Annotated in this window: 16 protein-coding genes; 4 read left to right on the forward strand and 12 right to left on the reverse strand. The window is 48.8% G+C overall.

The window, feature by feature from the left end:
- Positions 1-3: 3 nt before the first annotated feature.
- From C8N47_RS00360 to C8N47_RS00385, 6 genes are all read right to left on the reverse strand, one after another.
- Positions 4-3189: a TonB-dependent receptor gene (locus tag C8N47_RS00360; RefSeq protein ID WP_170111242.1), complete on the reverse strand. Its 3186-nt coding sequence runs from the start codon at positions 3187-3189 to the stop codon at positions 4-6.
- Positions 3190-3353: 164 nt separating this feature from the next.
- Positions 3354-4523, reverse strand: a complete 1170-nt coding sequence (locus tag C8N47_RS00365) for a FecR domain-containing protein (protein ID WP_107820531.1) — start codon at positions 4521-4523, stop codon at positions 3354-3356.
- A 1609-nt stretch (positions 4524-6132) separates the two neighbouring features.
- Positions 6133-6690, reverse strand: coding sequence for an RNA polymerase sigma-70 factor (locus C8N47_RS00370; protein ID WP_107820532.1), 558 nt, complete (start codon positions 6688-6690; stop codon positions 6133-6135).
- Positions 6691-6879: 189 nt separating this feature from the next.
- Positions 6880-9093 carry an APC family permease gene (locus C8N47_RS00375; protein WP_107820533.1) on the reverse strand — a complete coding sequence of 738 codons (2214 nt, stop codon included), beginning with the start codon at positions 9091-9093 and terminating at the stop codon, positions 6880-6882.
- Positions 9094-9134: 41 nt separating this feature from the next.
- A complete protein-coding gene (locus tag C8N47_RS00380) occupies positions 9135-9776 on the reverse strand; it encodes a DUF3267 domain-containing protein (RefSeq protein WP_170111243.1) in 642 nt (213 codons plus the stop codon).
- Complete coding sequence (locus C8N47_RS00385) at positions 9773-11218, reverse strand: oligosaccharide flippase family protein (protein WP_107820535.1); 1446 nt, start codon at positions 11216-11218, stop codon at positions 9773-9775. Before C8N47_RS00385 ends, C8N47_RS00380 begins: the two co-directional genes overlap by 4 nt.
- A 92-nt stretch (positions 11219-11310) precedes the next feature.
- Between C8N47_RS00385 and C8N47_RS00390 the strand changes: the two genes are divergently transcribed.
- The 3 genes from C8N47_RS00390 to kbl all read left to right on the forward strand — a co-directional run bounded on the left by C8N47_RS00390 (position 11311) and on the right by kbl (position 15046).
- Complete coding sequence (locus tag C8N47_RS00390) at positions 11311-12438, forward strand: glycosyltransferase family 4 protein (RefSeq protein WP_107820536.1); 1128 nt, start codon at positions 11311-11313, stop codon at positions 12436-12438.
- A 526-nt stretch (positions 12439-12964) separates the two neighbouring features.
- Entirely contained in the window at positions 12965-13582 is a 618-nt protein-coding gene (locus C8N47_RS00395) for a ribonuclease HII (RefSeq protein ID WP_107820537.1), read from the forward strand.
- A 276-nt stretch (positions 13583-13858) separates the two neighbouring features.
- Complete coding sequence (gene kbl, locus C8N47_RS00400) at positions 13859-15046, forward strand: glycine C-acetyltransferase (RefSeq protein ID WP_107820802.1); 1188 nt, start codon at positions 13859-13861, stop codon at positions 15044-15046.
- A 102-nt stretch (positions 15047-15148) separates the two neighbouring features.
- Here the strand turns inward: kbl and C8N47_RS00405 are convergent, their stop codons facing one another.
- Together C8N47_RS00405 and C8N47_RS00410 are read right to left on the reverse strand one after the other, a co-directional pair.
- Positions 15149-15556: a GreA/GreB family elongation factor gene (locus tag C8N47_RS00405; protein WP_170111244.1), complete on the reverse strand. Its 408-nt coding sequence runs from the start codon at positions 15554-15556 to the stop codon at positions 15149-15151.
- Between the two features lie 204 nt (positions 15557-15760).
- Positions 15761-16174: a GreA/GreB family elongation factor gene (locus tag C8N47_RS00410; protein WP_107820539.1), complete on the reverse strand. Its 414-nt coding sequence runs from the start codon at positions 16172-16174 to the stop codon at positions 15761-15763.
- Between the two features lie 425 nt (positions 16175-16599).
- Between C8N47_RS00410 and C8N47_RS00415 the strand changes: the two genes are divergently transcribed.
- On the forward strand, positions 16600-17298 hold the full coding sequence (locus tag C8N47_RS00415; protein ID WP_107820540.1) for a MarR family winged helix-turn-helix transcriptional regulator: 699 nt from the start codon (positions 16600-16602) through the stop codon (positions 17296-17298).
- A gap of 239 nt (positions 17299-17537) precedes the next feature.
- On the opposite strand, the gene C8N47_RS00420 is transcribed toward C8N47_RS00415, so the two are convergent.
- The 4 genes from C8N47_RS00420 to C8N47_RS00435 form a co-directional block, all read right to left on the reverse strand.
- The gene (locus tag C8N47_RS00420) at positions 17538-18854 is read right to left on the reverse strand and encodes a TolC family protein (RefSeq protein WP_170111245.1); all 1317 of its coding nucleotides are present in this window, start codon (positions 18852-18854) and stop codon (positions 17538-17540) included.
- Positions 18855-18996: 142 nt separating this feature from the next.
- Positions 18997-20124, reverse strand: a complete 1128-nt coding sequence (locus C8N47_RS00425) for an efflux RND transporter periplasmic adaptor subunit (RefSeq protein ID WP_107820542.1) — start codon at positions 20122-20124, stop codon at positions 18997-18999.
- 96 nt (positions 20125-20220) lie between these two features.
- Positions 20221-21429, reverse strand: a complete 1209-nt coding sequence (locus C8N47_RS00430) for an ABC transporter permease (protein WP_245915640.1) — start codon at positions 21427-21429, stop codon at positions 20221-20223.
- A 185-nt stretch (positions 21430-21614) separates the two neighbouring features.
- A complete protein-coding gene (locus tag C8N47_RS00435; RefSeq protein WP_245915641.1) occupies positions 21615-22868 on the reverse strand; it encodes an ABC transporter permease in 1254 nt (417 codons plus the stop codon).
- Between the last annotated feature and the right edge of the window lie 6 nt (positions 22869-22874).

Below are 22874 nucleotides of genomic sequence, written 5' to 3' on the forward strand. Positions count from 1 at the left end.
TTTTTAGAATGAAACCTCCAAGCCTAAGGTAAACTGACGCGATGCCGGATACTGGGCCTTATAAACATTCGATGTCGATTCGGGGTCAAGACCGCTGAACTTGGTTAAAGTCCACAGGTTTTGGCCCTGCGCGTATACCCTGGCTGCACTGAAGAATTTGGTTTTAGCCAGATATTTCTCGGGCAGCGAATAGCTCAGGCTTACATTTTTCAGGCGCAGAAATGAAGCGTCCTCCAAAAAGCGCGAATCCATTTGTGGGGCTACACCATGACGCGGAATATCGGTCAGATCACCGGGATTCTTCCAGCGGTCGTACAACAGCCGCTCCGATTGGTTGTAGGCGGCATACAGGCCGTTGCTTTCTTCGAAAAAACGGTCGTTGTTAAACATCCAGCGATCCCACACCCAGCTGAACTGACCGCTCAGTGTCAAGCCTTTCCACGACAGTGCCGTGCCAAAACCACCTTGCCAGGGAGCCGTAAAGCTTTTACCGATCATCACTTTGTCCGACTCGCTATATTCATTCGTGATTTCACCATCCTTGGTGTACCACAGGGCATCGCCATTGACCGGATTCACCCCGGCGTAACGGTTAATGTAGAATTCGTTGGCCGAGTGACCAACGACAAACTTGGTTCCGGTGCTCGAAATTTCGTACTCGTCCAGTCCGTTGTACAACTCGGTAATTTCGTTGTGGTTATAGGAAATGTTGGCATTCACATTCCAGTTGAAGTCTTTTGTGCGCAAAACAGCTGCATTAACGGCTACTTCCACCCCACGGTTAACCATGGCGCCAACATTATCCCAACGATAACCAAAACCACCGTCAGCCATCGACACCGGAACTTCCATCAACATATTGGTTGTTCGCTTATTGTAGAGTTCAACATCCAAATTAATGCGGTTCAGGAATCCCAGATGCAGCGCCAGGTTACTAACCCACAACTGCTCCCAGCCCAACGACTCGTTACCACGTTGCAAAGGCGCAATACCGCTTTCTCCGCCATAGTTAAGGCCTCCGCCAACCAGGGCCAGGTGATCGTAATTCGGAATAGCCGAGTTGCCGGAAGTACCGGTGCTTAACGACAGCTGGGCATTGCTCAGCCATTTATTGTTGGCCATAAAGTTTTCCTGCATCATGTTCCACATCAAGCCTACCGACCAAAATGTTGCCCAACGGCCGGCTTTTCCAAAGCGCGATGAAGCATCGCTACGAACCGACAGGTCCACAAAGTAGCGCGAGTCGTAGTTGTACTCGCCGCGGCCAAAGAACGACATATAGCTGTACTCGCTGGTTGAATCGCCCCAGGATGAAGCTCGCGTTCCGGACGACACGTTGGTTAATTGATCGTTGGTTTGTCCGCGACTAACCACCTGAAATGCTTCAGAGTGATAGTCGACCCCTTCCTGGCCAACCATAAAATTGAAGGCGTGGATATCATCGGCCTTAAAACGATAGTTCACCGTGTTGGTGATGGTCAGGTTCAAAATATCCGACGAATTACGTCCGGCACTCCCCGATCCGTTGTTTGGGCTGTAGCTCGGAAACGACTGCATGTAGCCGGTTGTGTGTGAGAAATCGGCGCCCAACTGCGAGCGGATCACCAATCCCTCTACAGGGCTCAACTCAGCAAAAAAGGTCGAGATCGCTTTGTATTTTTTATAGGTCAGCGGGTTGTTTTGCATCCACTCCAACGGGTTTTGACCCGTTCCTTTCCAGCTGCCATCACTTTCCGATGCCAAACTGCCATCTTCCTGGTACGGATTCCAGTAAGGCAACATAAAACGTGTTGCCGAAATTGGCGTGTATAAGGCATACTGCCCTTCGTCGGCCTGTTCAATTTCCTCGTAAGCCATCATGGTATTGGTTCCCAACTTCAGCCACTGCTTGGCTTTGGTCTCCATATTTGCGCGAAAGTTGTAACGCGTGAAATTCGATCCCGTAGCGATCCCTTCCTGATCGTAGTAGCCTCCCGAGATGAAATAATTGCTCTTCTCGGTTGCTTCGTTCACCGAAAGCTCGTAGTTACGCAGCGGCGCGTTGTTATTAAACACCATATCCAGCCAGTTGATGTCGATCTGCGACAGGGCATCGTAGTCCTGCCCGGCATCCATACCAATTTCTTTTTCATACTGAATGCGCTCGGCGGTATTCATCAGCGTCCAGTCGTTTTGCGCCAGGTTCGAGAAACCCAACTGCGCACGAGCCGTCACTTTAGCGCCTCCCGACTCCCTTCCGCGGCGGGTGGTAATCACCACCACCCCATTGGCAGCACGGGCCCCGTAAATAGAGGTCGACGAAGCATCCTTCAAAACCGAGATCGATTCAATATCGTTCGGGCTGATGGCATTGAAATCGGCGCTGCTAATGGGCAGACCATCCAGAATGAACAGGGGAGCTGTTCCCGAACTCAGCGAGTTGGTTCCCCGAATTTGGAACACGGCGGCCTTACTGGGCTCACCCGAGTTGGACGTTACCATCAGGCCGGGAGCCTGTCCCTGCAGGGCCTGGTCGAAACTTGCTGCCGGAATGTTCTCCATCTTATCGGCCTTCACGGTCGATACCGAACCGGTAATGGTTCCTTTTTTCCGGGTTCCGTAAGCGACAACCACCACTTCATTCAAATCCGAAACCGATGTTTCCAGGCTAACATGAAGCGCCAGCTGCCCCTCATAGGGAATGTCGCGGGTGATATAGCCCATGCTCGACACTTCAATAACAGCCCCTTTGTCGCGGTCGAACTCGAAGGTGAACTCACCGTTCACATCCGATATCGTCCCGATTGTTGTGTCTTTCAACCGAATAGCTGCAAAGGGCAGTGGCTCTCCTTTATCGTCGGTCACCACCCCCTGAAGCTTTACCTTTTGTTCCTGCTCTTGCTTTTGGGGCCGGGGAGCAGCCTTCTCCTTGGGTTTGTGAGTAATCAGCACATAGTCGTCAACAATGTTGTACTGCAAAGGGAGCCCTTCCAGAATAGCATCCAGGGCTTGCTCCAGGCTTGCATCCTGAATGTCGACCGCCACTGTCAGGTTTTTATCAATGTCCTTTTCGTTAAACATGATGTAAAAACCTGTTTGTTTTTTTAACTCTTTCAGCACAGTACGTACCGCAACTCCCTTGCTTTTAATCTGCACCGTTTGCAGCAGCGCAGCAGCGCTAACGTGCAGGTTTAAAAGAAGGACTAGCATCAAACTAAGCTTTGCGACAAGCAAAAGCTTTCGAATGGAACGGGGATATCCCTTCCACCAGTGTCTTTTTTTCATACTTTTGTTATTGAGGTTTTTGGTTGCATTGCTTCAGGGCAATGCGCCTTTATTAAAACAGCAGGAAATACTGACCCTATTTCCTGCTTTTATTTTTCTATAATAATCTGGTTGCCTTCTACCCGGAAGTTCACCTTCGTAAGCTGCTCAATCAAGCCAATGGCATAGTTGATGCTCTGATCGCGTTTAAAGGCGCCGGTAAACCGGATTTCCTTCAAATCGGGCTGGGTAAAAAAGAAATCAACATTGTACCAGCGGGCAAGCTGGTTGCATAAATATTGCAAATCGGCATTTTCAAATTCAAACACCCCATTAATCCACGAGGTATAAATGCTGGCATCAACTTCCTGCACGGCAATGCCATCAACTCCTTTGCTCACCACCGACTGCTGCCCCGGACGAAGCAGCACATCATCGGTCAGGTAGCCCACCTGTACACTCCCCTCAACCAAGGTGGTGGCAATGAAGGCCTGGCTGGCATAACCCGAAACATTAAACTTGGTGCCCAGCACCCTGACTTTGGTATCATTAACATGCACAACAAACGGTTGGTCGTCGCGGTGGGAAACTTCAAAATAGGCTTCACCAATGAGGAATACTTCGCGTGTTTGAGCGCCAAAACGAACCGGGTAGCGCAACTGGCTGTCGGCATTCAGCCACACTTTGGTGCCATCGGCCAAACTTAAGCTAAACTCGCCGGCACGTGGCACGCTAATGGTGTTATAGATCAGCTCCCCGCTCTCGGCCGCGCCGGTATAGCTCAGGTTATTTTTTTCATCTTTACGGATTTCGGTACCATCGCTTTCGCTAAACGACTGCTCCTGCTGATCGGTCAGATTAACTTCCGAACCATCGCCCAGGATAAGCGTAGCTTTGGGACTACCGATTTCGGCCAGCTGATCGAAGCCGGTCTGCGGAACCGGATCGTTTTGCTGCTGGTATTGCAACCAAAACAACGAGGCCGCGAGCAGCAGCAATACCGAAGCGGCGTAATAAGCCCACTGCGGAACCAGGCGACGAACCGGCTTACGGATAGCCTGCTGTACCTTTTGCCAGGCACGATCCTCGTCAACTACCTCGGTAAAAGCAAGTTGCCGCAGCTCGCAATACTGCTTACGGAAGGCTGAAAAACGCTCCACATTGGCAGGATCCTCTGCCAGCCAGTTTTCCAGTGCCTCAACCTCTTGGGGACTAAACTTTCCCCCGCCATGGTACTTAGCCGCCCATTCTATAATTTGTTCTTCCTCGATATGTCTCACAAATCAATAATTCTAAAAATTAACGCTTCAATTACAATACAGATGCAAAAAATTAAAAATGGGTGACACATCTCGTCATTTTTTTCACTTTTAATTACACTTTTCTTTATCAACAGATCATTGGATTTTCAGACTTCAGACTGTCAGATATTTGTAATACCTTAATTTAGCGTGCTTTGACAAACCAGACAACCAGCCAACAAAACAGGAACAAACCAGACTGTTATCGAAAATTGACGAATTATTCTTTCAGATTGATTTCCTGACCCAGTTTTCGGTAAAAGTCGATGAATGCCAAGACGCCGAGTCGCAAAGGTATTCCCTCCGAATCATCTGCTTTTTTTCTGAAAGCCACTTCGGGTGATGCGGTTTTCAACCGCATCGGGGAAGCTTTAAATAGCGGTTCAGCTTGAGCCTGGAGTCAGGCTTCTTTTATAGAAAGCTGTATTGATGTGCGTTGCCCCAACCCGAGCTGTTTTTCACTCCTGCTTTTGATTAATTCGGATCTTTTGTTCAACCGGACGGGGTTTCATTTTTGTAGTGACACAAAAACGAAACAAAAAAGTCATGGCTGATTTTTATCTGCAACCGCCATCTGCCGAAAAGCTAAGTTCAACCGGGTGATCTCCGACTCGCGTCGGAGCTTCCCGGATTCACTAAGCTTTTCGTTTGATTTCGGTCTCAATAAAAATAGGCCAACCGATTCCCAACTTTTTCTCATTGATCAGAAGACCTTCTTGCTGGTTAATGCTTTTGGGGATGGCAACCCGACAACTTGTGACAACAACGACAACAGCATCGTCAAAAAACCCTACACTTTCATTCCTGTTGGTGATTCCCGGGAATCATGAATGTTTTTTCGGAAAGTTCCTTTTTCGACGCTTAAGCGAGTGTTCCGTCAATTCTAATGTGTATAAAAGAGGAACCTTGTCCTACCGGACGGGTTTTCATTTCATCTCAGCAATGGCTTTAGCCATTATATTTGGGTAGCACTAAAGATCTGAGGTAGATTGTACCGTCCCGTAGGGACGGAATTTTGCCCACGGACATGCCAAAGCTACCCAAATGTCATCCCTCCGGGATTGCTTTGAGCTTGCGGTTCGCCTCTCACCACAGATAAAACGGCCAGCCGGCTCCCAATCCCTCTTCGTAGATAGAGCGTCTTCCCTGCTCGTTGATACTGTTATTGGACGATAACCAGACAACAGGACAACAAGGACAACCGGATATCCGACAATCCAGGAGCCAGGAGCCAGTCGCTGCCAGGGACAATTTACCAATTACAATTGGAAAGAGGAGTATTGGTTCGGCTCCCTTATGGCTAGTCGATCTTGAATATTGGTTATTGGAAATTCAAAGTCAACAATAAGTCGTAGCTCAACGATTCAACAAGCTGGGCTACAGCATCGTGAAAGCCGCGTAGCGGTGTCATCTTTGTAGCTCGGAGCTCCCTCCTGATCCTACAATGTTGGGAAAAGCGCCCTTATCGTGGAATAATGAGTCATAAGAAGTCATTGGTTGTCAATTATTGTCATTTGTTTGTCAGTCCAGTAATCCGAACATCCGAGAATCTGACAACTGACAATCTGCGACTGGATAACCTAAAAGGTTAAAGGGAACTCAACAGGATGACGAGAATCAGGTCGAAGGAACTTCGCAGCCGTTTGAGGGTTCGTGCAAAGGTTGTTTTAACCGTATTGACCGACACGCCCAGTTCACTGGCCACTTCTTTGTATTTCATATTTCGGAATACCAGCCGCTCGAACACCGCCCTGGCCTGTGGCGAGAGTTGCTCCAGCTGCTGATAAATCTGCTGCTTTTTTTCTTCCAGCTCCGACTGATCGTCCAACACATCGTCAGCCAGTTCAAAGCGGGCATCAATGGCCTCGTGTCGGTAGCGGCTGGAGCTTCGCAAATCGTAAAGCAAGTTGTTACGTACCGCTGTAAAAAGATAGCTACGCAGGGAACTTTTCAGCTGGTTGGCTTTCTGATTTTCCCAGAAATTGATAAAAACTTCCTGGACAATATCCTCCACCTTCTCAAACGAATCGACATAGTTGAGCGCAAACACGCAGAGCGGCGTGTAATACAACTCAAACAATGCCCGAAAACCCTTCTCCTCCCCAGCTTTCAGTTGCAGCAAAATCTCTGATTCGCGGTCGTTCATCGGGCTCAAAAATAATAAATAGCCCGAAAGAGGCCAAGAAGCCCATCGGGCAAACAAAGCTTATTACAAAAGGATAATATCAGGCCGGCTTAATGTACTCGGCTCCGCCGAGACGTGCGAAACTATCAGTGAATGCCTTCCGGAACCACATTCATCACGCTGTGTCTTCCACCCGCCCATCGCTCTCCCCTATTCAATTGCCTTTTCGTCGTGGCTGTTGACAAACAGCACGGCGTTACTTTCGAAGCCTTCAAAAATTTTGCGGCCGTCGTGTTTCAAGTGGTCGCCGCGAAAGCCGGTAATCACCAGGCCGGCATCTACCGAGCGTTCATTAATCATTTCGCGGATACCGACGCCGGGCTTTTCTTCGAGGATCTCAATATTTTTCAAGGTGATGGGCAGACGACCTTTGGTAATCAGCTCTTGCAGTTCAACCTTGCTTTTTTCGATGTTCTCGGGTGTTGCCACCTCAAAAATCTTGATATTGGTTTTCTTCCAGTCGGGATGGGCGCCAATGATAAAGCCGAGCAGAATCATCAGGTTGGCATTGTGCTCGTCGGTTCGTTGCAGCCAAACGTGGATGTCACTTTTGGTGTCGATTTTACGTTTCCCGGTTCGCAGGATCAGCACATCGAAGCCGCCGGCGTTCACCAGGGCATAATTATCGATGATGCGCTCCAGGCTCACCGAGTCCTCCACATCGCTGTCGAAGATCAACATGTTGTTTTCCATCCCGGCAATTCCCGGCAGCTGTATGGCTTGTGCAATGGCCGAGGTAAACGATGGCGAGATGATGGTATCGACATACACATGACTTTCAATCCGGTCGAACTGACTAATCAGCGACTCCAGGTTTTTGCGGGCTTCCATATTGGCGGCTTTCGAAAAATAACCTTCCATAAAATGAATGTAGGTTCCGAAGCCGTATTTATAGGCCAGCCAGTTTTGCAGCCGGAAGGCATGTTTGCGGTCGAAACTGCGATCGGTAATACAAATCGAGCTGGGGCGCCATTCCTTGAAGGAGCTTCGTTTACGGGCCTTTTGCAGAAAAACCTGCATCGAGCGGTTCAACTGAAAGATCGAGTTGGTGAAGATAATCTCCAGGCCTTTGCGATCCTTATGGTAGTAATCGACCACCAGGTAAATGATAGCAATGGCCATGAGAGCCACCAACGCATACACCGTATCAATTTTAAACATCACATAAAGCGCTGTTATAAAACCGATGAGCGAGAAATACCAGCGCGACCGGAAGGAAGGACGGTAAGAGGGCGATGAACCAAAATGATTTAAAAACGAGATCAGACAGAGCGAACCATAAGTGACCATAAAAAACATGGAAATGATCCGGGCAACCACATTTACATTTCCCAAGGCAACAAAAACAAAGGCAATAACGATGGTAATGATGGTCGCCTTTTGAGGTTCCCCCTTTTGATCGTTAGCCCCCAGAAAAAGGTTTATCTTGCGACTGGGGAACGAGGCATCGACCGCCAGGGCCTGCAAGGTGCGCGGGGCTACCAGGATGGAGCCAATGGCCGAGGAAATGGTAGAGGCGGCCAAGCCGATGGGAACCACAATATTCCCGGCAATGGCTATATCGCCCATAATCAGCTGCCGGTTCAGCAAATCGGCCTCCGATGCCGAGGCGGCCAGTTTCCACGACACAAAGACGTAGACAATCATACCCACCACGGTAGCCACCGTTGTGCCAATTGGAATTGCCTTGGCCGGATTCTTCAGGTCGCCCGACAAGCCTACGCCGGCAGTCATTCCGGTAAAAGCCGGGAAGATAATGGCGAAAATAAAGAAGAACTGATCCATATTGCGCAAATCGGCCGAGGCCAGGCTAAAGGTGGCGTTTTCGGCATAATCGGTTGTGCCGATGAAAAACATCCCCAGCGAAACGGCCAGGATGCCAACAATCACATAAAGGGTCTTCACGCCCATATTGGCACCCTTGGTCAGGATTAAAGCCGCCAGGATGGCCATGGCCGGCAGACTGACCACCTGCCGCGGCAGATCGAGCCCCCAGTTGTATTTGGCAATGTTGAAAAGCTGCTCGAACGATTCGGTAAAGGCAATCACATAGAAGGCTACACTAATGGCCTGCGACAAATAAAGGGCGATACCGATGGTTGCCCCTATATTCAGGCCAAACGAGCGGGAAATGATAAAGTACTCGCCCCCACCCTCGACCCGCTTGTTGGTGGCCAGCTCGGAGATGGCCAATGCCGTGGGGATAGTGACCAGATGCCCTACTAAAATAATCAGAATAACTCCCCAGAAGCCTAGGGTTCCCACACCAAAGCCGAAGCGCAAAAACAGAATTGCCCCCAAGATGGTTGAGATAGCCGTAAAAAATACCGGCGCCGTTCCAAATGATTTGATCTTGTCGCTCATAGAAGCCTAAGTTAATGTAATCCGGATAAAGAAACGATAAATTATGCTTCGTTTTTCAACACATAAAAGAAGGTTTTGCCTTCCGACAGGTCATCAAAATTATAGATCACCAAGCCCGAATGCCTTTCATAGAAAGAAAGCATGGCCACATCGCCGGCACAAAAAAGCGAGTGTATACACATCAAACTAAAAAAGAAATATGCTGACGGATACCCCCACAGCAGGAGTCCCGGCACCAGGGTCAACAGCTTCACCCCAACAAAAGGCGCCCAGGCTACGCGTCGAAAGACGGGATAATCGACCACCTGCCGGTCGGCTGCCACATAAAAGATAAACTTGCGCCAGAGCGCTCCGGCCTTCAGCTTACGGACACCGCTATGCCAGTAGGCCAGTGCGTGTAACAGCTCGTGCAACACAATCAGCAGGCTCAGGGCAAACAACAGGGCTGCGCCCATCCACATCAGCGGCTTCCAGTTCCCATGGCAAGCCGGCACAACACTCATTCCGAACAGCAGCAGGTACAGCAACATCATGACCACCTGGTAAACGCCATACCAGCGCATCAAGCGTCCGGGCTGGTGCACCTGTTCCAGAATAAAGGCTTTGATCCGGTGATGATCAATCTCGCGCAGCAGCTCAAAATGCGGATCGTTTTTCAGCTCTTCGGGGCTATATTTCGTCATGCGTCTCCTTCTTTTAAAACCGACCATAAAGCTTTGAAGCTAATCAATTTTGTCAACAGCGCATAAACCAGTCCGGTGGCAGTTAAAAATGCAACTCCTGCCAGCCAGTTGGCAAACCACAGGCTGATTTTTCCGGCCACCATCAGAAAAAGCAAATAACCCGCCAGGCGCAACAAAAGCAGGTAATTCACCTTCAACTTAAAATAGAAGGAGGCCAGCAGCACTTGCGCCAGACCAATGCCCAGCTGGGTTGCCAGGGCCGTTGTGGCAGCTCCCTCGGCCTTCATGCGGGGAATCAGGATCAGGTTTAAGCAGAAGTTGAAAAGCATAAAGGCCAGCGCCACCAGGTTGAGCGCCTTCAGGCTGCCGTTTGCGGTGAGCAAGGTGCCGAAGATATAGCTTGTGGCAATGCCGGCAAAGCCGATCATCAGCAGCTGTAGAATCCGCGCCGACACCTCCAGGTGCTGATGATACAACAGTGTCATCAGCGGGGTGGCGTAGAACTGGCACAGCATGATACCCAGCAAGGCGGGAACCATCATCAGCTCGACCGAAAAGCGCAACAGCGGGGCAATATCGTCGCCCTGTTTGATCATGCGCGAGAATATGGGCAGCAACAAACCGGCAAACAACAAGCCTAGCATGGCCGCGGCATCCTGTAAGCGAAAGGCCTGGGCATAAATGCCGGCCTGCTGATCGCCATCCAGGGGCAGGAAACGCTCGAGCAACACCGAATCCACTCGGGTGTAGACCGACATCAGCAGCACCAACAAGGCATAGGGCATGCTTTGCCGCAAAAACGAGCGGTAGATTTTCCGGTTGAAGCGCAAGCGAAAGCGCCCCGAATAGCGGAGCACAAAGGCCAAAGCAATGAGGCTGGTCAGCAGGTATGCAGCCGTCTGGGCATACACAAACCACTCGACCGAGAAAGCACCTCCCAGCCAGTTGGTAAACAACAGGGCGCTACAAAGGGCAATCATCAGGCTGCGGTCGACCACCGAGAGAAAACCATCGGTTCGGAAATAGTGCAACGCACTGATATTGGAGCGCAGGTAAGCGGTGAACGACACCAGAAATTGGTTAAAAATTAAGAAAAACAGCAAATAAAACTGCCTTGCCTGATAGCCCACCAACCAGGCCACCAACAGACACAACGCCGCATAAAGCAGGGCCAGCACCAGCTTCAGGCTTAGCAAAAAGCTCAGGTATTTGGGCAACAGCCGGGTATGCCGGGCAATAGCCCGATTGTTAAAATTGGTAATTCCCAGGTCGAGAAAAATGTTCAGCACCAGCGAAAAGTTGAACAGGGCGAAATACATTCCGTACTCTCCGGCGCCAAGCACATTTTGCACCGTGCGGTCGATGCCCAGCACCCAAAAAGGCTTGATGAGCAAATTCAGCAACAACAGCAGCAACAGATTGGTCAAAAAGGTTCGTTTCAAGGCTCGGGAGTTTGCAGTTTATCGGCTAAAAGTAGCCATTTTTTAGCCAGACTTTGTACATTTGAGATGAATCAGGAAAACAATTTTAGCCGATGATTATTGCCGTAAACACCCGGATGTTGTTGAAAGGGAAGCTCGAAGGAATCGGATGGTTTAGCCGCGAAACGCTTCAGCGGATTACAAGGAATCACCCCGAGCATCAATTCATTTTCTTTTTCGACCGGCCTTACGACAAGGAATTTGTGTTTTCCGACAATGTCACTCCTGTTGTGGTGTGGCCACCGGCACGTCACCCCATTTTATGGTATATTTGGTTCGAATGGCGCATTCCGCAGCTTTTGCGCAAGTACAAGGCCGATCTTTTTCTGTCGCCCGACGGCTACCTCACGTTGCGAACACGCGTTCGGCAGCTGGCCGTTATTCACGACATTAACTTTGCCCACCGCCCCAAGGATCTCCCCTTTTTATACGCGCTGTACTACAATCACTTTTTTCCCCGTTTTGCCCGGCGGGCCAAGCGCATCGCCACAGTTTCCTATTACTCGAAAGAAGATATTGTGCGCACCTACGGCATCGATCCCGAAAAAATTGATGTGGTGTACAACGGGGTGAACAAGCTGTACACGCCCACCACTCCCGAGCAACAGGCCGCCACCCGTAACAAATACGCCGACGGCATTCCTTACTTTTTATTTATTGGCTCCTTGCATCCGCGCAAAAACATCTGTGGTTTGCTGCGCGCCTTCGATGCGTTTAAAACGGCCACCGAAAAGGACAGCAAGCTGCTGATTACCGGCGATGTCATGTTTAAGAGTGACGACATTGTAAAAACCTACGAGGGAATGCGCCACCGCAAAGATGTGGTGTTTACCGGCCGCCTGTCGACCGACGACCTGCATCAGGTGCTGGGAGCTGCCATGGCGCTCACCTTTGTTCCCTTTTTCGAAGGCTTTGGCATTCCGGTGATTGAGGGGATGAGTGCCGGCATACCGGTCATCTGCTCGAACACCACCTCACTACCCGAAGTTGGCGGCCATGCTGTGCTGTACGCCGATCCGTTTGCAGTTTCGCAAATTAAAGATGCCATGATCCGCATTGCCAACGAAGCCGAGCTGCGCGAAACCCTCATTGCCAAAGGCCAAAAGCAACAGCAAAAATTCAGCTGGGACAAAACCGCCGACTTGCTTTGGGGAAGTATCCAGATTTGCATGAACAGCTAGAAATCGGGTGATGCGCCTGCCTGCGGTAGGCAGGTTTTCCATACCGCATCGAGGATGCTTTTTAACTCACCCTGTTGATCGCAGAGCTGGCGCCACCCTATTCTGTGCGCAAAGAGGGGAGAGTTGCAAGAACGTGCAGGTATATTTTCTGTTAAAGTCTCTTCACCGACGCGTCAGTGCATATTTTTGCAACAATGGCTTTAGCCATTTGATACCAATTAGCAATTGAATTGAGTCTCAAATTCGTTGCACTCTTTAAGCCTCTTCAATTGTCTATCTACATTAATCCTTGTAATTTCAACGTTTCGCTTAAGGCTCACGCAGAAAAACAATTGCTATAATTTAAGTAGTACCGAAGACCACTCGATGATTGTACCGTCCGATCCGGGACGGAATTGTGCACAATCGCATCATCAATCTACCCCAATAGCATCCCTCCGGGATTATACTGAGCCATTTCGTGCAGCTTGTGACATGTCTCTCCACTGTTTCCTCTTTTCCGCTATCTTTGCGCAACGCAAGCATCATGAAAAACAAAAAACAAACCCTTCAATTATCCTTGCTGCCAGGGCGTCTGGAAGCCGGCTGCGACGAAGCCGGACGCGGATGTCTGGCCGGACCGGTGGTAGCCGCGGCCGTAATTCTACCCGCAGGTTTTGAAAACGAGCTGCTCAACGATTCCAAAAAGCTGAGCGAAAAGCAACGCTACCAACTTCGCCCCATCATCGAGGAGCAAGCTTTGGCCTTTGGTGTAGGCATTGTCAGCCATACAGAGATTGATGAAATCAACATTCTGAATGCCTCTTTTTTAGCTATGCACCGGGCAGTAGAGCAGCTGCAGCAGCAACCCGAGCATCTGCTCATCGACGGCAACCGCTTTAAAGCTTATCCGGGCATCGGGCATACTTGTATCGTTAAGGGCGACGGTAAGCTACTACCCATTGCTGCGGCATCGATCCTGGCCAAAACCTACCGCGACGATCTGATGAACGAAATACATCAACAGTTTCCCAACTATGCCTGGGATAAAAACAAAGGCTATCCGACCAAGGCACATCGTCAGGCCATTGCTCAATATGGGGTGTCGCCGCACCACCGACTCAGCTTTCGGCTACTGGACGACCAGCTGAAGCTAAACTTATAGAGCCCTCTCATCCTCACCCGAGGGTAGGACCAGAGGGGTTCTACATGAAACAAATCCCCTTCCTATTTTTGATTTGCAGGATGCCCGGGAGCCGGAACTGACTACTCAAAACCGCGACTGCGACGCCCCTCCAATAGCCAGAGAATCCTGGGAGGCATGATCTCTCTTTTCTTCACGCCATAGAAATTCAACAGTACGTGTTATTAAATGGCATTTATCACCTTTTATTTGCCGACAGAGCCTTATTTTTGGTACAAAATAAATCAAAAGAAAGGCATGTACGGAAAAATCAAACAGGATCTTCAACAAGAGCTTGAAGAACTTAAGAAACAAGGACTTTATAAAGCTGAACGGATTATCAGTTCCTCACAAAGTGCAAACATCAGCGTTGGTGGTGGCGAAGAGGTGTTAAACTTCTGCGCCAACAACTACCTGGGGCTGGCCAACCACCCCGAAGTGGTTAAAGCCGCACAAAACATCATGAACGACTGGGGCTTCGGCTTATCGTCGGTACGTTTTATCTGTGGTACACAAGCCATCCATAAGGAATTGGAGCAAAAAACATCGGAATTTTTGGGAACAGAGGATACGATCTTGTATTGTGCCGCCTTCGATGCCAACGGTGGTGTGTTTGAGCCGCTCTTGGGCCCGGATTCGGCCATCATCTCGGATGAGCTGAACCACGCTTCCATCATCGATGGGGTGCGTTTGTGCAAAGCGCAACGTTTCCGCTACAAACACTCCAATATGGCCGAGCTGGAGCAATGCCTGAAAGATGCCCAATCGGCCAAATACCGCATTGTGGTAACCGACGGTGTTTTCTCGATGGACGGCGACCTTTGCAAGCTCCCCGAGATTGTTGAACTGTGTGAGCAATACGATGCTCTGGTGATGGTTGACGACTCGCACGCCTCGGGCTACATTGGTGCCACAGGCCGCGGTACGGCCGAGCATTTTGGCCTGCTGGGCAAGATCGACATCATTACCACAACCTTTGGCAAGGCCCTGGGTGGCGGCAACGGTGGTTGTACCTCAGGCCGCAAAGAAATTATTGAGATGTTGCGCCAGCGTTCGCGTCCGTATTTATTCTCCAACACCCTGGCTCCGGCAACCGTTGGCGCCACCCTGAAGGTGTTGGAAATGCTAACCAGCTCTTCAGAACTGCAAAACCGCACCATGGCCAATGCCAACGATTTCCGCAGCAAGATGGAAGCTGCCGGCTTCGACCTGGTAAAAGGCGAAACGGCCATCGTTCCGGTGATGCTGTACGATGCTCCTTTAGCCGTAAAATTTGCCGATATGCTGCTGAAAGAAGGTATTTACGTGATTGGCTTTGTTTACCCGGTTGTGCCCAAAGGAAAAGCCCGCATCCGCGTTCAGCTCTCGGCAGCGCATACCCCCGAGCAAATTTCGAAAGCGGTTGATGCCTTCATCAAGGTAGGTAAAGAACTGAAGGTGATTTAGCACGTTTTATCTCTTCTCACGGGGTAATTTCAACACCAATCGAAATAGCCCAATAGCCAACTTCCCGGAGACTACAGATGCCTCCGGGAAGATGAATTTGTATTAAAACAGTAACGGAGAGTTATCCATTCCATAGGTTTTGGCAGAAACATAATTACCATTGGCTTCCGGCTGGAAGGGAATGTCGAGGATTTGAATCCGTTTTTCGCCTTTCCAGTTTGTGTAAGTCAGTTCCTCGCCAATCTTCCCTAAGAAAATAGCAACGCCTAATGCCGAGAACAGCGAAATCCTGTTTTCACGGACATTGTCAAACGTGGGATAAACCAGTCTGATGCTGTAGGTAAGTATCGGGGCTGTCTGCCTCAGTGTCACAACCGAGTTCATCGTAATAATGTTGGACGGCATTTCATCGGGATGGACAACTTGAGCCGAAAGTAGCTTCTTTTTGACCAGCTGAATGCATGCCGAACGCGATGAATAAGCGGGTTCGATGGTATTCACTAGCGGCATGATTTTGTTAAAATCAACAATTGATACCAGCATCGGCTCTATCTTCCTTTGCGTTTGACAACTTTTTCTTCCTCCTTCTTTAGCCTTTTTTCAAGCTTTCGTTCTTTCAAACTTTTTTTCGGTTCTTTCAAATTACCTTTTGCCATGATTCTAAATTTTTAAGATTAATAAAGACAAGACATATTGTAAAGAATAATCCGTCGTTTACACGGTATACTCTCCCTGCGACTCGGGTTGATATAAAATGCTTTTGATATTCATTGCCTTAATTCCTTTTGGAACATGAAAGGAGATTGTATCTCCCACTTTATAGCCCAGCAGTGCGCTTCCCATGGGCGAAAGCACACTAATTTTGCCATTCTTCAGGTTCGCCTCTTCGGGGTAAACCAACTGAACTGTCATAACCTTCTTTGTATCCGGGTCAAGAACTTCTACCTTTGAATTCATCGTAACATAATCCGGAGCTATCGCATTGGATTCAACTTTCGAAGCCCGGTTAATCACGGCCCGTAAGAAGGATAAGTTCCTGAGTTCAACAATTTGAAACTTCCTTTCCGAAAGCGTAAGTTGGCTCAAACGGGCATAATCCAATTCCGTAAGTGTAATTTGGTTATCCATAAGTGTAAAAGATTAATTATTATTAAACGAAAAGAAACAAGCTGATAAGGGTTGTTAGGCGGATTACCTGAACAACCGGGAAATGCTGAAGTCAGAATGACTTCTGGCTTTAAGAAGTAAACCTTTCGTAGTCCGCATGGCAACAAGGGATAGCCAATGTTGCTGCGAGGCCAAAATTTTACCGTCACCCTGATCTCGGAACACCAAGGGACACAAATCGGGTGTGCGGAGCATCAGGTAATGCCCGTTCCGAATCAACGCCTTATGTACTATCAGGTTCTTAATCATTCCTACTTTTGCTGTGTGCTTATTTAGGTCGCTTTCAGAGGCAACGCATTGCACACATAGAACGGATACGACCTAAACGAATCGCATCCGATGTAAATGTAAGTAATATTTTTGTATTTTCACACAAATTTTAGTGGATGAAAAGTAAATACGCACTTTTTAAACAGCTGATTGATTTATTCGAAGAATACGAGCAGGCAGAAGAACATCTGGATTTGCTTGGATTTTCGCGCTGGATGAGCGATCGATTGGAAGAAGAGCCAAAAATCAATCAGAAAGTTGTACCGAAAAAAAAGATCCCCCATAATGGGGCTTCAAGTTCCTTTTTGCTGGAGTTGAATGAAAAAGCCCGTTTTCTGGAAATTATTTCCCGCATGGCTCGTTATCATGAATTTTACACCCGCAAGGCCCTGAAAGACCTCATTATAAACACTCGCCTCGAATTTCTATTTCTCCAGTCCATCGATCAGATGGAAAAAGCGAAAAAAACGGATCTCATCAATACTTATCATTTGGAATACACCACCGGCATGGATACAATCCGGCGACTGAAGAACAATGGCTTACTGGATGAAAAGCAGGACGAATCGGATAAACGGGCCAAACTGCTGTTACTTACCGAGCAAGGCAAACAGGTTTTAAACCAGTCGATCAAGCGAATTGCGGATGAAAACACCCTGTTTTTTGCTGCTATCAGCGAGAATAAGTGGAAAAAGGTCTTGCCGGTTCTGGAGGAGATTGATGTGTTTCACGATGAGGTTTACCAAAATCATGGCGACAAGCCCTTCGCCGAGATCTCGAACCTGATGGACTCGCTAAAGCATTACTATAAATAGATAATGCCCGCTGAATCCCTGATGCGGCAATTCACATTGGTTAATCCCGTCAGGTCGAAAGATTAATCGATGTACAAGACAATTATAACGATTATCAACTGAATTGTGTTTTAAAATGGTTACATTCAAAACCTCTTCAACTGTCTGGCGGTATGGTTTAACCCATTATTTTACTAAAGAGAAAGCTCCGTCCTGCTTGCAGAACGGAGCTTTCTGTTTAATTAAAACCGGATTCCCGCTTAAAGGCTTATTGGAATGCCATTGTAGAAATCGAGGATCTTGGTTCGGAAAATATAATCGTACTTGGCTTGTGCCAGATCACTTTGCGCTTTGGTCAGGTTGTTTTTAGCCTGGTTATATTCCACCGAGGTCACCATCCCCACGTTGAATTTCTCTTCGGTGTAGCGGAAGGCTTCCTGCATGGATTCCACAGCTTTATTGCTGGCCATATATTTTTTTAGGGCCGCTACGGCATTGGTATAAGCTTGTTCAATTTCCTTGCGCAGGTTATTTTTCACCGCCTGCACATCCAGTTCTTTGGTCAGCACCTCGAGCTTGGCATTGTTCACATCGGTACGCACTTGCAGTTTACTGAAGATTGGAATGTTCATGCTCAGCCCAAATCCATAACTTTCGTTATTCTTGATTTGATCGTTAAAGTCGAGTGCATATTTATTATTGTACCAGTTTGAATAGCTACCGCCCAAACTGAGGGAAGGATAAAACTGTCCCTTCGCGATGGATACGCTTTTCTGCGAGGCCTGCAAATCGAACTCGGCACTTTTTACCTCGGGGCGGAAATTCACAGCGTTGCGAAACACTTCCATCGAATTGATTAGCGAGTTGTTAGCCGACACCACCGGCAACAGGGGCTTTTCAACTTTGAAGCTTTCGGTAGCCGACAGTTCCAGCATCTGGTATAAATTTAAGTAGGCCAACTGCTGGCTGTTTTCGGCTTGCACCAGGTTCAGTTCTTCGTTGGCCAGCTGCGCTTCAATCTCCAGCAAGCTGCCTTTGGCCAGGCTGCCGGCATCGACCAATTGCTTGGTGCGCTCCACCTGCTGGGTAGTCACCGCCATCTGATCGCGGGCCACCTGAATCAGTTCATCATCGAGCAAGATCTCGAGATAAGCGGCGGCAATATTCAGTTTCAGGTCATCCTTGGCTTTTTGCAAGTCCTGCAAGCGTGCCTGCATCGAAAAATTGGCCCGTTGCACGCTGTTACCAATTTGAAAGCCGCGCCACAACGGAATGCTGGCATTTAAGCCCAGCTGCGTGGCATTCGAATTAAAGTTATCGTAAGTTCCGTCCGACTGCAAGGAGCGGCCATAGCTAAAACTGTTCGACAAGCTACTGCTCAGGCTCGGCAGCCGGTTATTTTTGGCTTGCTTGAACTCGTTGGCGTAATAATCGGCATTTATTTGTTGTTGCTTAACCTGAATATTGTTTTCCAGGGCGTAATCAATACATTGCTGTAAGTTCCAGTTTTGCTGCGCCTTTAACGATGGTGCAGCCGCGAAAATGACGGCAATAATTACGAGTTTTATAATCTTCATATTGATTTTATTCATGTTGCACAAAGTTAACGATTTATCTGGATTGACCCTTTTTAAAGTTATCCATCAAAAAGCCCGGCTCCCCTACTCCACCCCGGGTGAATGGTCCGGTTAAAGCAGCCTCGTTGCGAATCCGCATTTTTTAGCCTTGAGCTTTCTCCTGTTCTTTCGGCTTCTTCGGATCTATTTTATCTCCTTTTACCTTGTCATCCTTCGACAAACCTTCCACAATCTCGATGTTAATTCCATCGGAAAGGCCGGTTTGCACTTTGCGCTTTTCGTAGGTATTCTCTTCCACATTTTTCAGCACCTCAACATAAGCCGAATCATTTTCGAACTTAAGCATCCCCTCGGGAATGACCATGACACTATCTTTTCGATCGAGCACGATGTTGGCATTGGCACTGTAGCCTGCCCGGATAAAGCGATCGCCCTTCTGCTGGACATCGGCTTTAATCTCAAACTGAATTGCGCCGTTTTCCTCGACCCCTTTGGGTGAAATATACTCGAGGGTGGCAGCAAACTTATCTTTCTCAATGGCTCCGATTTCCAATTCGATGGGCATTCCCACCTCAATTTTACCCACTTCGGTTTCATCAACCTTGCCCTCAAAAATCATATCCTGCATATTGGCAACCATGGCAATAGTGGTTCCGTCGTTAAAGGTGTTCGATTGAATCACCGAATTGCCCACCTTCACCGGAACATCGAGCACCATGCCGTCGATAGTTGACCGCACCAGGGTGTTACTCGCTGTTTGTGCCTTTTTCAGCACGCCGTTTTTCACCAGCTCCAGGTTGTTCTCCGCTGCTGTAAGCTCTTCCTTGGCCGAGTCGTAAGCCACTTTCGAATCTTTGTAGTCCTGATACGAGATGACCTCCTTGTCGAACAGCTTCTGCTGACGATCGAAATCGATCTTGGCATCTTCCAAGTTAATTTTTGCCCGGTTCAGGCGCGACTCCGCAGCATTCAGGGTTACCATATCGGGGATGATTTTGATGCGGGCAATCACCTGTTCTTTGCTGACAAAGTCGCCGGCCTCGACAAACAGCTCGTCGATGATGCCCGAGATCTGCGGTTTAATCTCAATTTCCTGACGCGGAACAACCGAACCGGTTGCCACCGTCTTTTTAATCACATTGGCAATAAAAGGCGACTTGTTCTCGAAAACATCCTCAGGCGTTTTCGACTTGGTATACAGGAAATACAGCGTGCCGGCGAAGATGGCTACCACAACGATAATTCCTAAAATTTTAAAAAGCTTTTTCATTTTATCTGGTTTTTATTGTTTTCTGTTTCTGGTTACTGGTTACTCGTTTCTGGGTACTGGTTTCTGGTTGCTGGTTGCTGGTTGCTGGTTGCTCTCCTACCCTTCATCGCGCAAAGCATCGATGGGCTTAATGCTGATGGCTCGTTTGGCGGGAATGAGTCCGGCAAAAACGCCGGAGATGACCAAAATTGCCAGTGCCGACAGGGCCATCCGCAGGTCGATTTGCGGGTTTCGGAAAAACAGTTCGTCACCCTGCGACTCCAGGAATTTGTTCAGCATGGCCAAAATAAACACCCCCAGTGAAAGCCCGATATAGCCGGCCATTAAGGTTAAGAAGACACTCTCGGCAACAATGTGGGTCATAATTTTACCCGGCGTGGCGCCGATGGCCCGCTGAATGCCTATTTCCTGTGTTCGTTCCTTGATAATGATCAGCATGATATTGCTCACACCAATAATACCGGCAAAGAGCGTTCCCACACCAACAATCCAGGTTAACACCTGAATCCCGGTAAATAACTTCCCGAATTTGATGAACTGGGCTTCAATATTAAACGAGCCGACAGCCTGTAAATCGTCGGGCGCAATCTGATGACGTTCCTTCAGAATCTTCTTCAGTTTCTCCTGTAAGCTACTCACACTATACCCTTTGCGTGCAGTAACAGAAAAAAAGTGGATGATATTGCCGTAGTTATAAGCCGTTTGCATGGTGGTAAAAGGAATAATGATGGTTTCTTCCTTTTTACCGCCGCCTATGTTGATGCGTGTTTCGGGATGAATAACCCCCACGACCTGAAAATACACCCCGCTAAGCTTCAGGTATTGCCCAATCGGGTCTTCATCCTTGTCGAACATGGTTTCGACCACCCGCTCGCCAATAAAACACACTTTGCGTTTCTGCATCACATCAATCTCATTCATCAACCGCCCCTTGAGGGTGGTCCACTGATCAATTTTAAAGTAGTCGGGATAGTCGCCATAGATGTTGAAAACACCGGTTCGCTCGCCTCGAACAGTATTGTCGCCATCCTGCTGCCAGCCGAATAAGCGGGGCGACAGATATTCGATTTCGGCCACATTGCTGCGGATGTATTCCAAATCCTGGTTGTCGTAATTCCAGCGGCGGCCGCGTTGAAAACCCTCGTACGGAACGCTGGTTCGCTCGGTCCAGAAGAATGCCGAATTGGTAGCAAAGGCCCGCACCCCGTCGAGCACGCCATTTTGCAGCGCCCGGCCGGCCCCCGACATAATGACAAGCATAAAGATTCCCCAGAACACCCCAAAGGCCGTCATAAAGCTGCGCATCCGATTTTGTTTCAGGGCACTTAATATTTCTTTCCACAGGTCAAGGTCAAACATAGAGCCTCCCCCTAGCCCCTCCGGTGGAGGGGTGATTAATTGTTTCTGAATGATTAATTGTTTTCATTTTGTAACGCGAAAAAGGTTGAACAAAGTTTTTTAGCCCTCCCCCCGGGGAGGGTTGGGAGGGGCTACTCATCCCTCAACGCCACAATGGGTTTAATACTGGCAGCCCGCTTGGCGGGAATATAGCCCGCAATGGTGCCCGAAATAATCAGCAGCACTGTTGCCGACACCGCCACTCCAAAGTCGACCGTTGGATTCAGAAACAGCGTTCCTCCTTGCTGTGCTTCCCCCCCGGGCGACTGCATCATGGCCAGGTTCACCAATTCCATGAGGCCCGAGCCAAGTACCAGCCCAATATAACCGGCCACCGTTGTAATCAGGATCGACTCTAGCAAAATCAGGCCAACCACCGAGGCGGGACTGGCTCCGATCGCTTTGCGGATTCCGATTTCCTTGGTACGCTCTTTTACCACAATCAGCATGATGTTGCTCACACCAACAATGCCGGCAATGAGCGTACCGATGCCAATAATCCAGATAAATATTTTGATGGCCTGAAAAATCCGCATGGTTTGGATGTAGTTTTCAAGCTGGTTATACATGCCCAGTGCACCGTCGTCGGTTTCGGCAAAGCGATGTTTCTTGGCCAACATCCGGCGAATATTTTCTTCAATCGATTGGCTTTCGGCCAGGGTTTCCCCGTCGATGGTTAGCGCGAAGTTATGCAATCGGTTGGAGCCGTTAAAAACCGTTTGCGCGGTGGTCACCGGCATAAACGCATTGCGGTTGCGGGTCGACTCGGGCTCCATACAAACGCCGACCACCCGAAACGGAACGTTATTGATTTTCACATACTCGCCCAACGCCGGTTGATCCTTAAACAAGGCATCGCGAATATCTTTACCCAGCACAACAACCTTACGCCGCTGCTCAATATCAATTTGGTTAATGTAGCGCCCTTCAAGCATCACATTCTGATCCACATCATTCAGTTCGGGATGGCAGGTCACCGTGGTATATTCGCCCGACTCTTTGCCGTAAGCGTAGCGGGTATTGCCCATAAAAAAACGCCCCGAAACGGTTTTCACGCCGGGCATATTTTTCAGCTGCTCGTAGTCGTCGTTATGGAACCGGATCGGTCGTCCGGATTTCAGCCCCTGGTAGGGAACCGTTGTCTCTCCACTCCAAATCCACATCGCATTTACCGCGTCGCTCATAAAATTACTGGCCACCCCGTTGCTCAGTCCATTTCCGGAGCCCAGCAAAATCATCAGCATAAAAATCCCCCAGGCAACCGAGAAGCCGGTTAGGAAAGTGCGCATTTTATTTTTCCGGATGGTGGCAAGAATTTCTTGCCATTTGTCGAGGTCGAACATCATTCTGGT

Source organism: Mangrovibacterium marinum (assembly GCF_003046625.1).
Lineage (GTDB): Bacteria > Bacteroidota > Bacteroidia > Bacteroidales > Prolixibacteraceae > Mangrovibacterium > Mangrovibacterium marinum.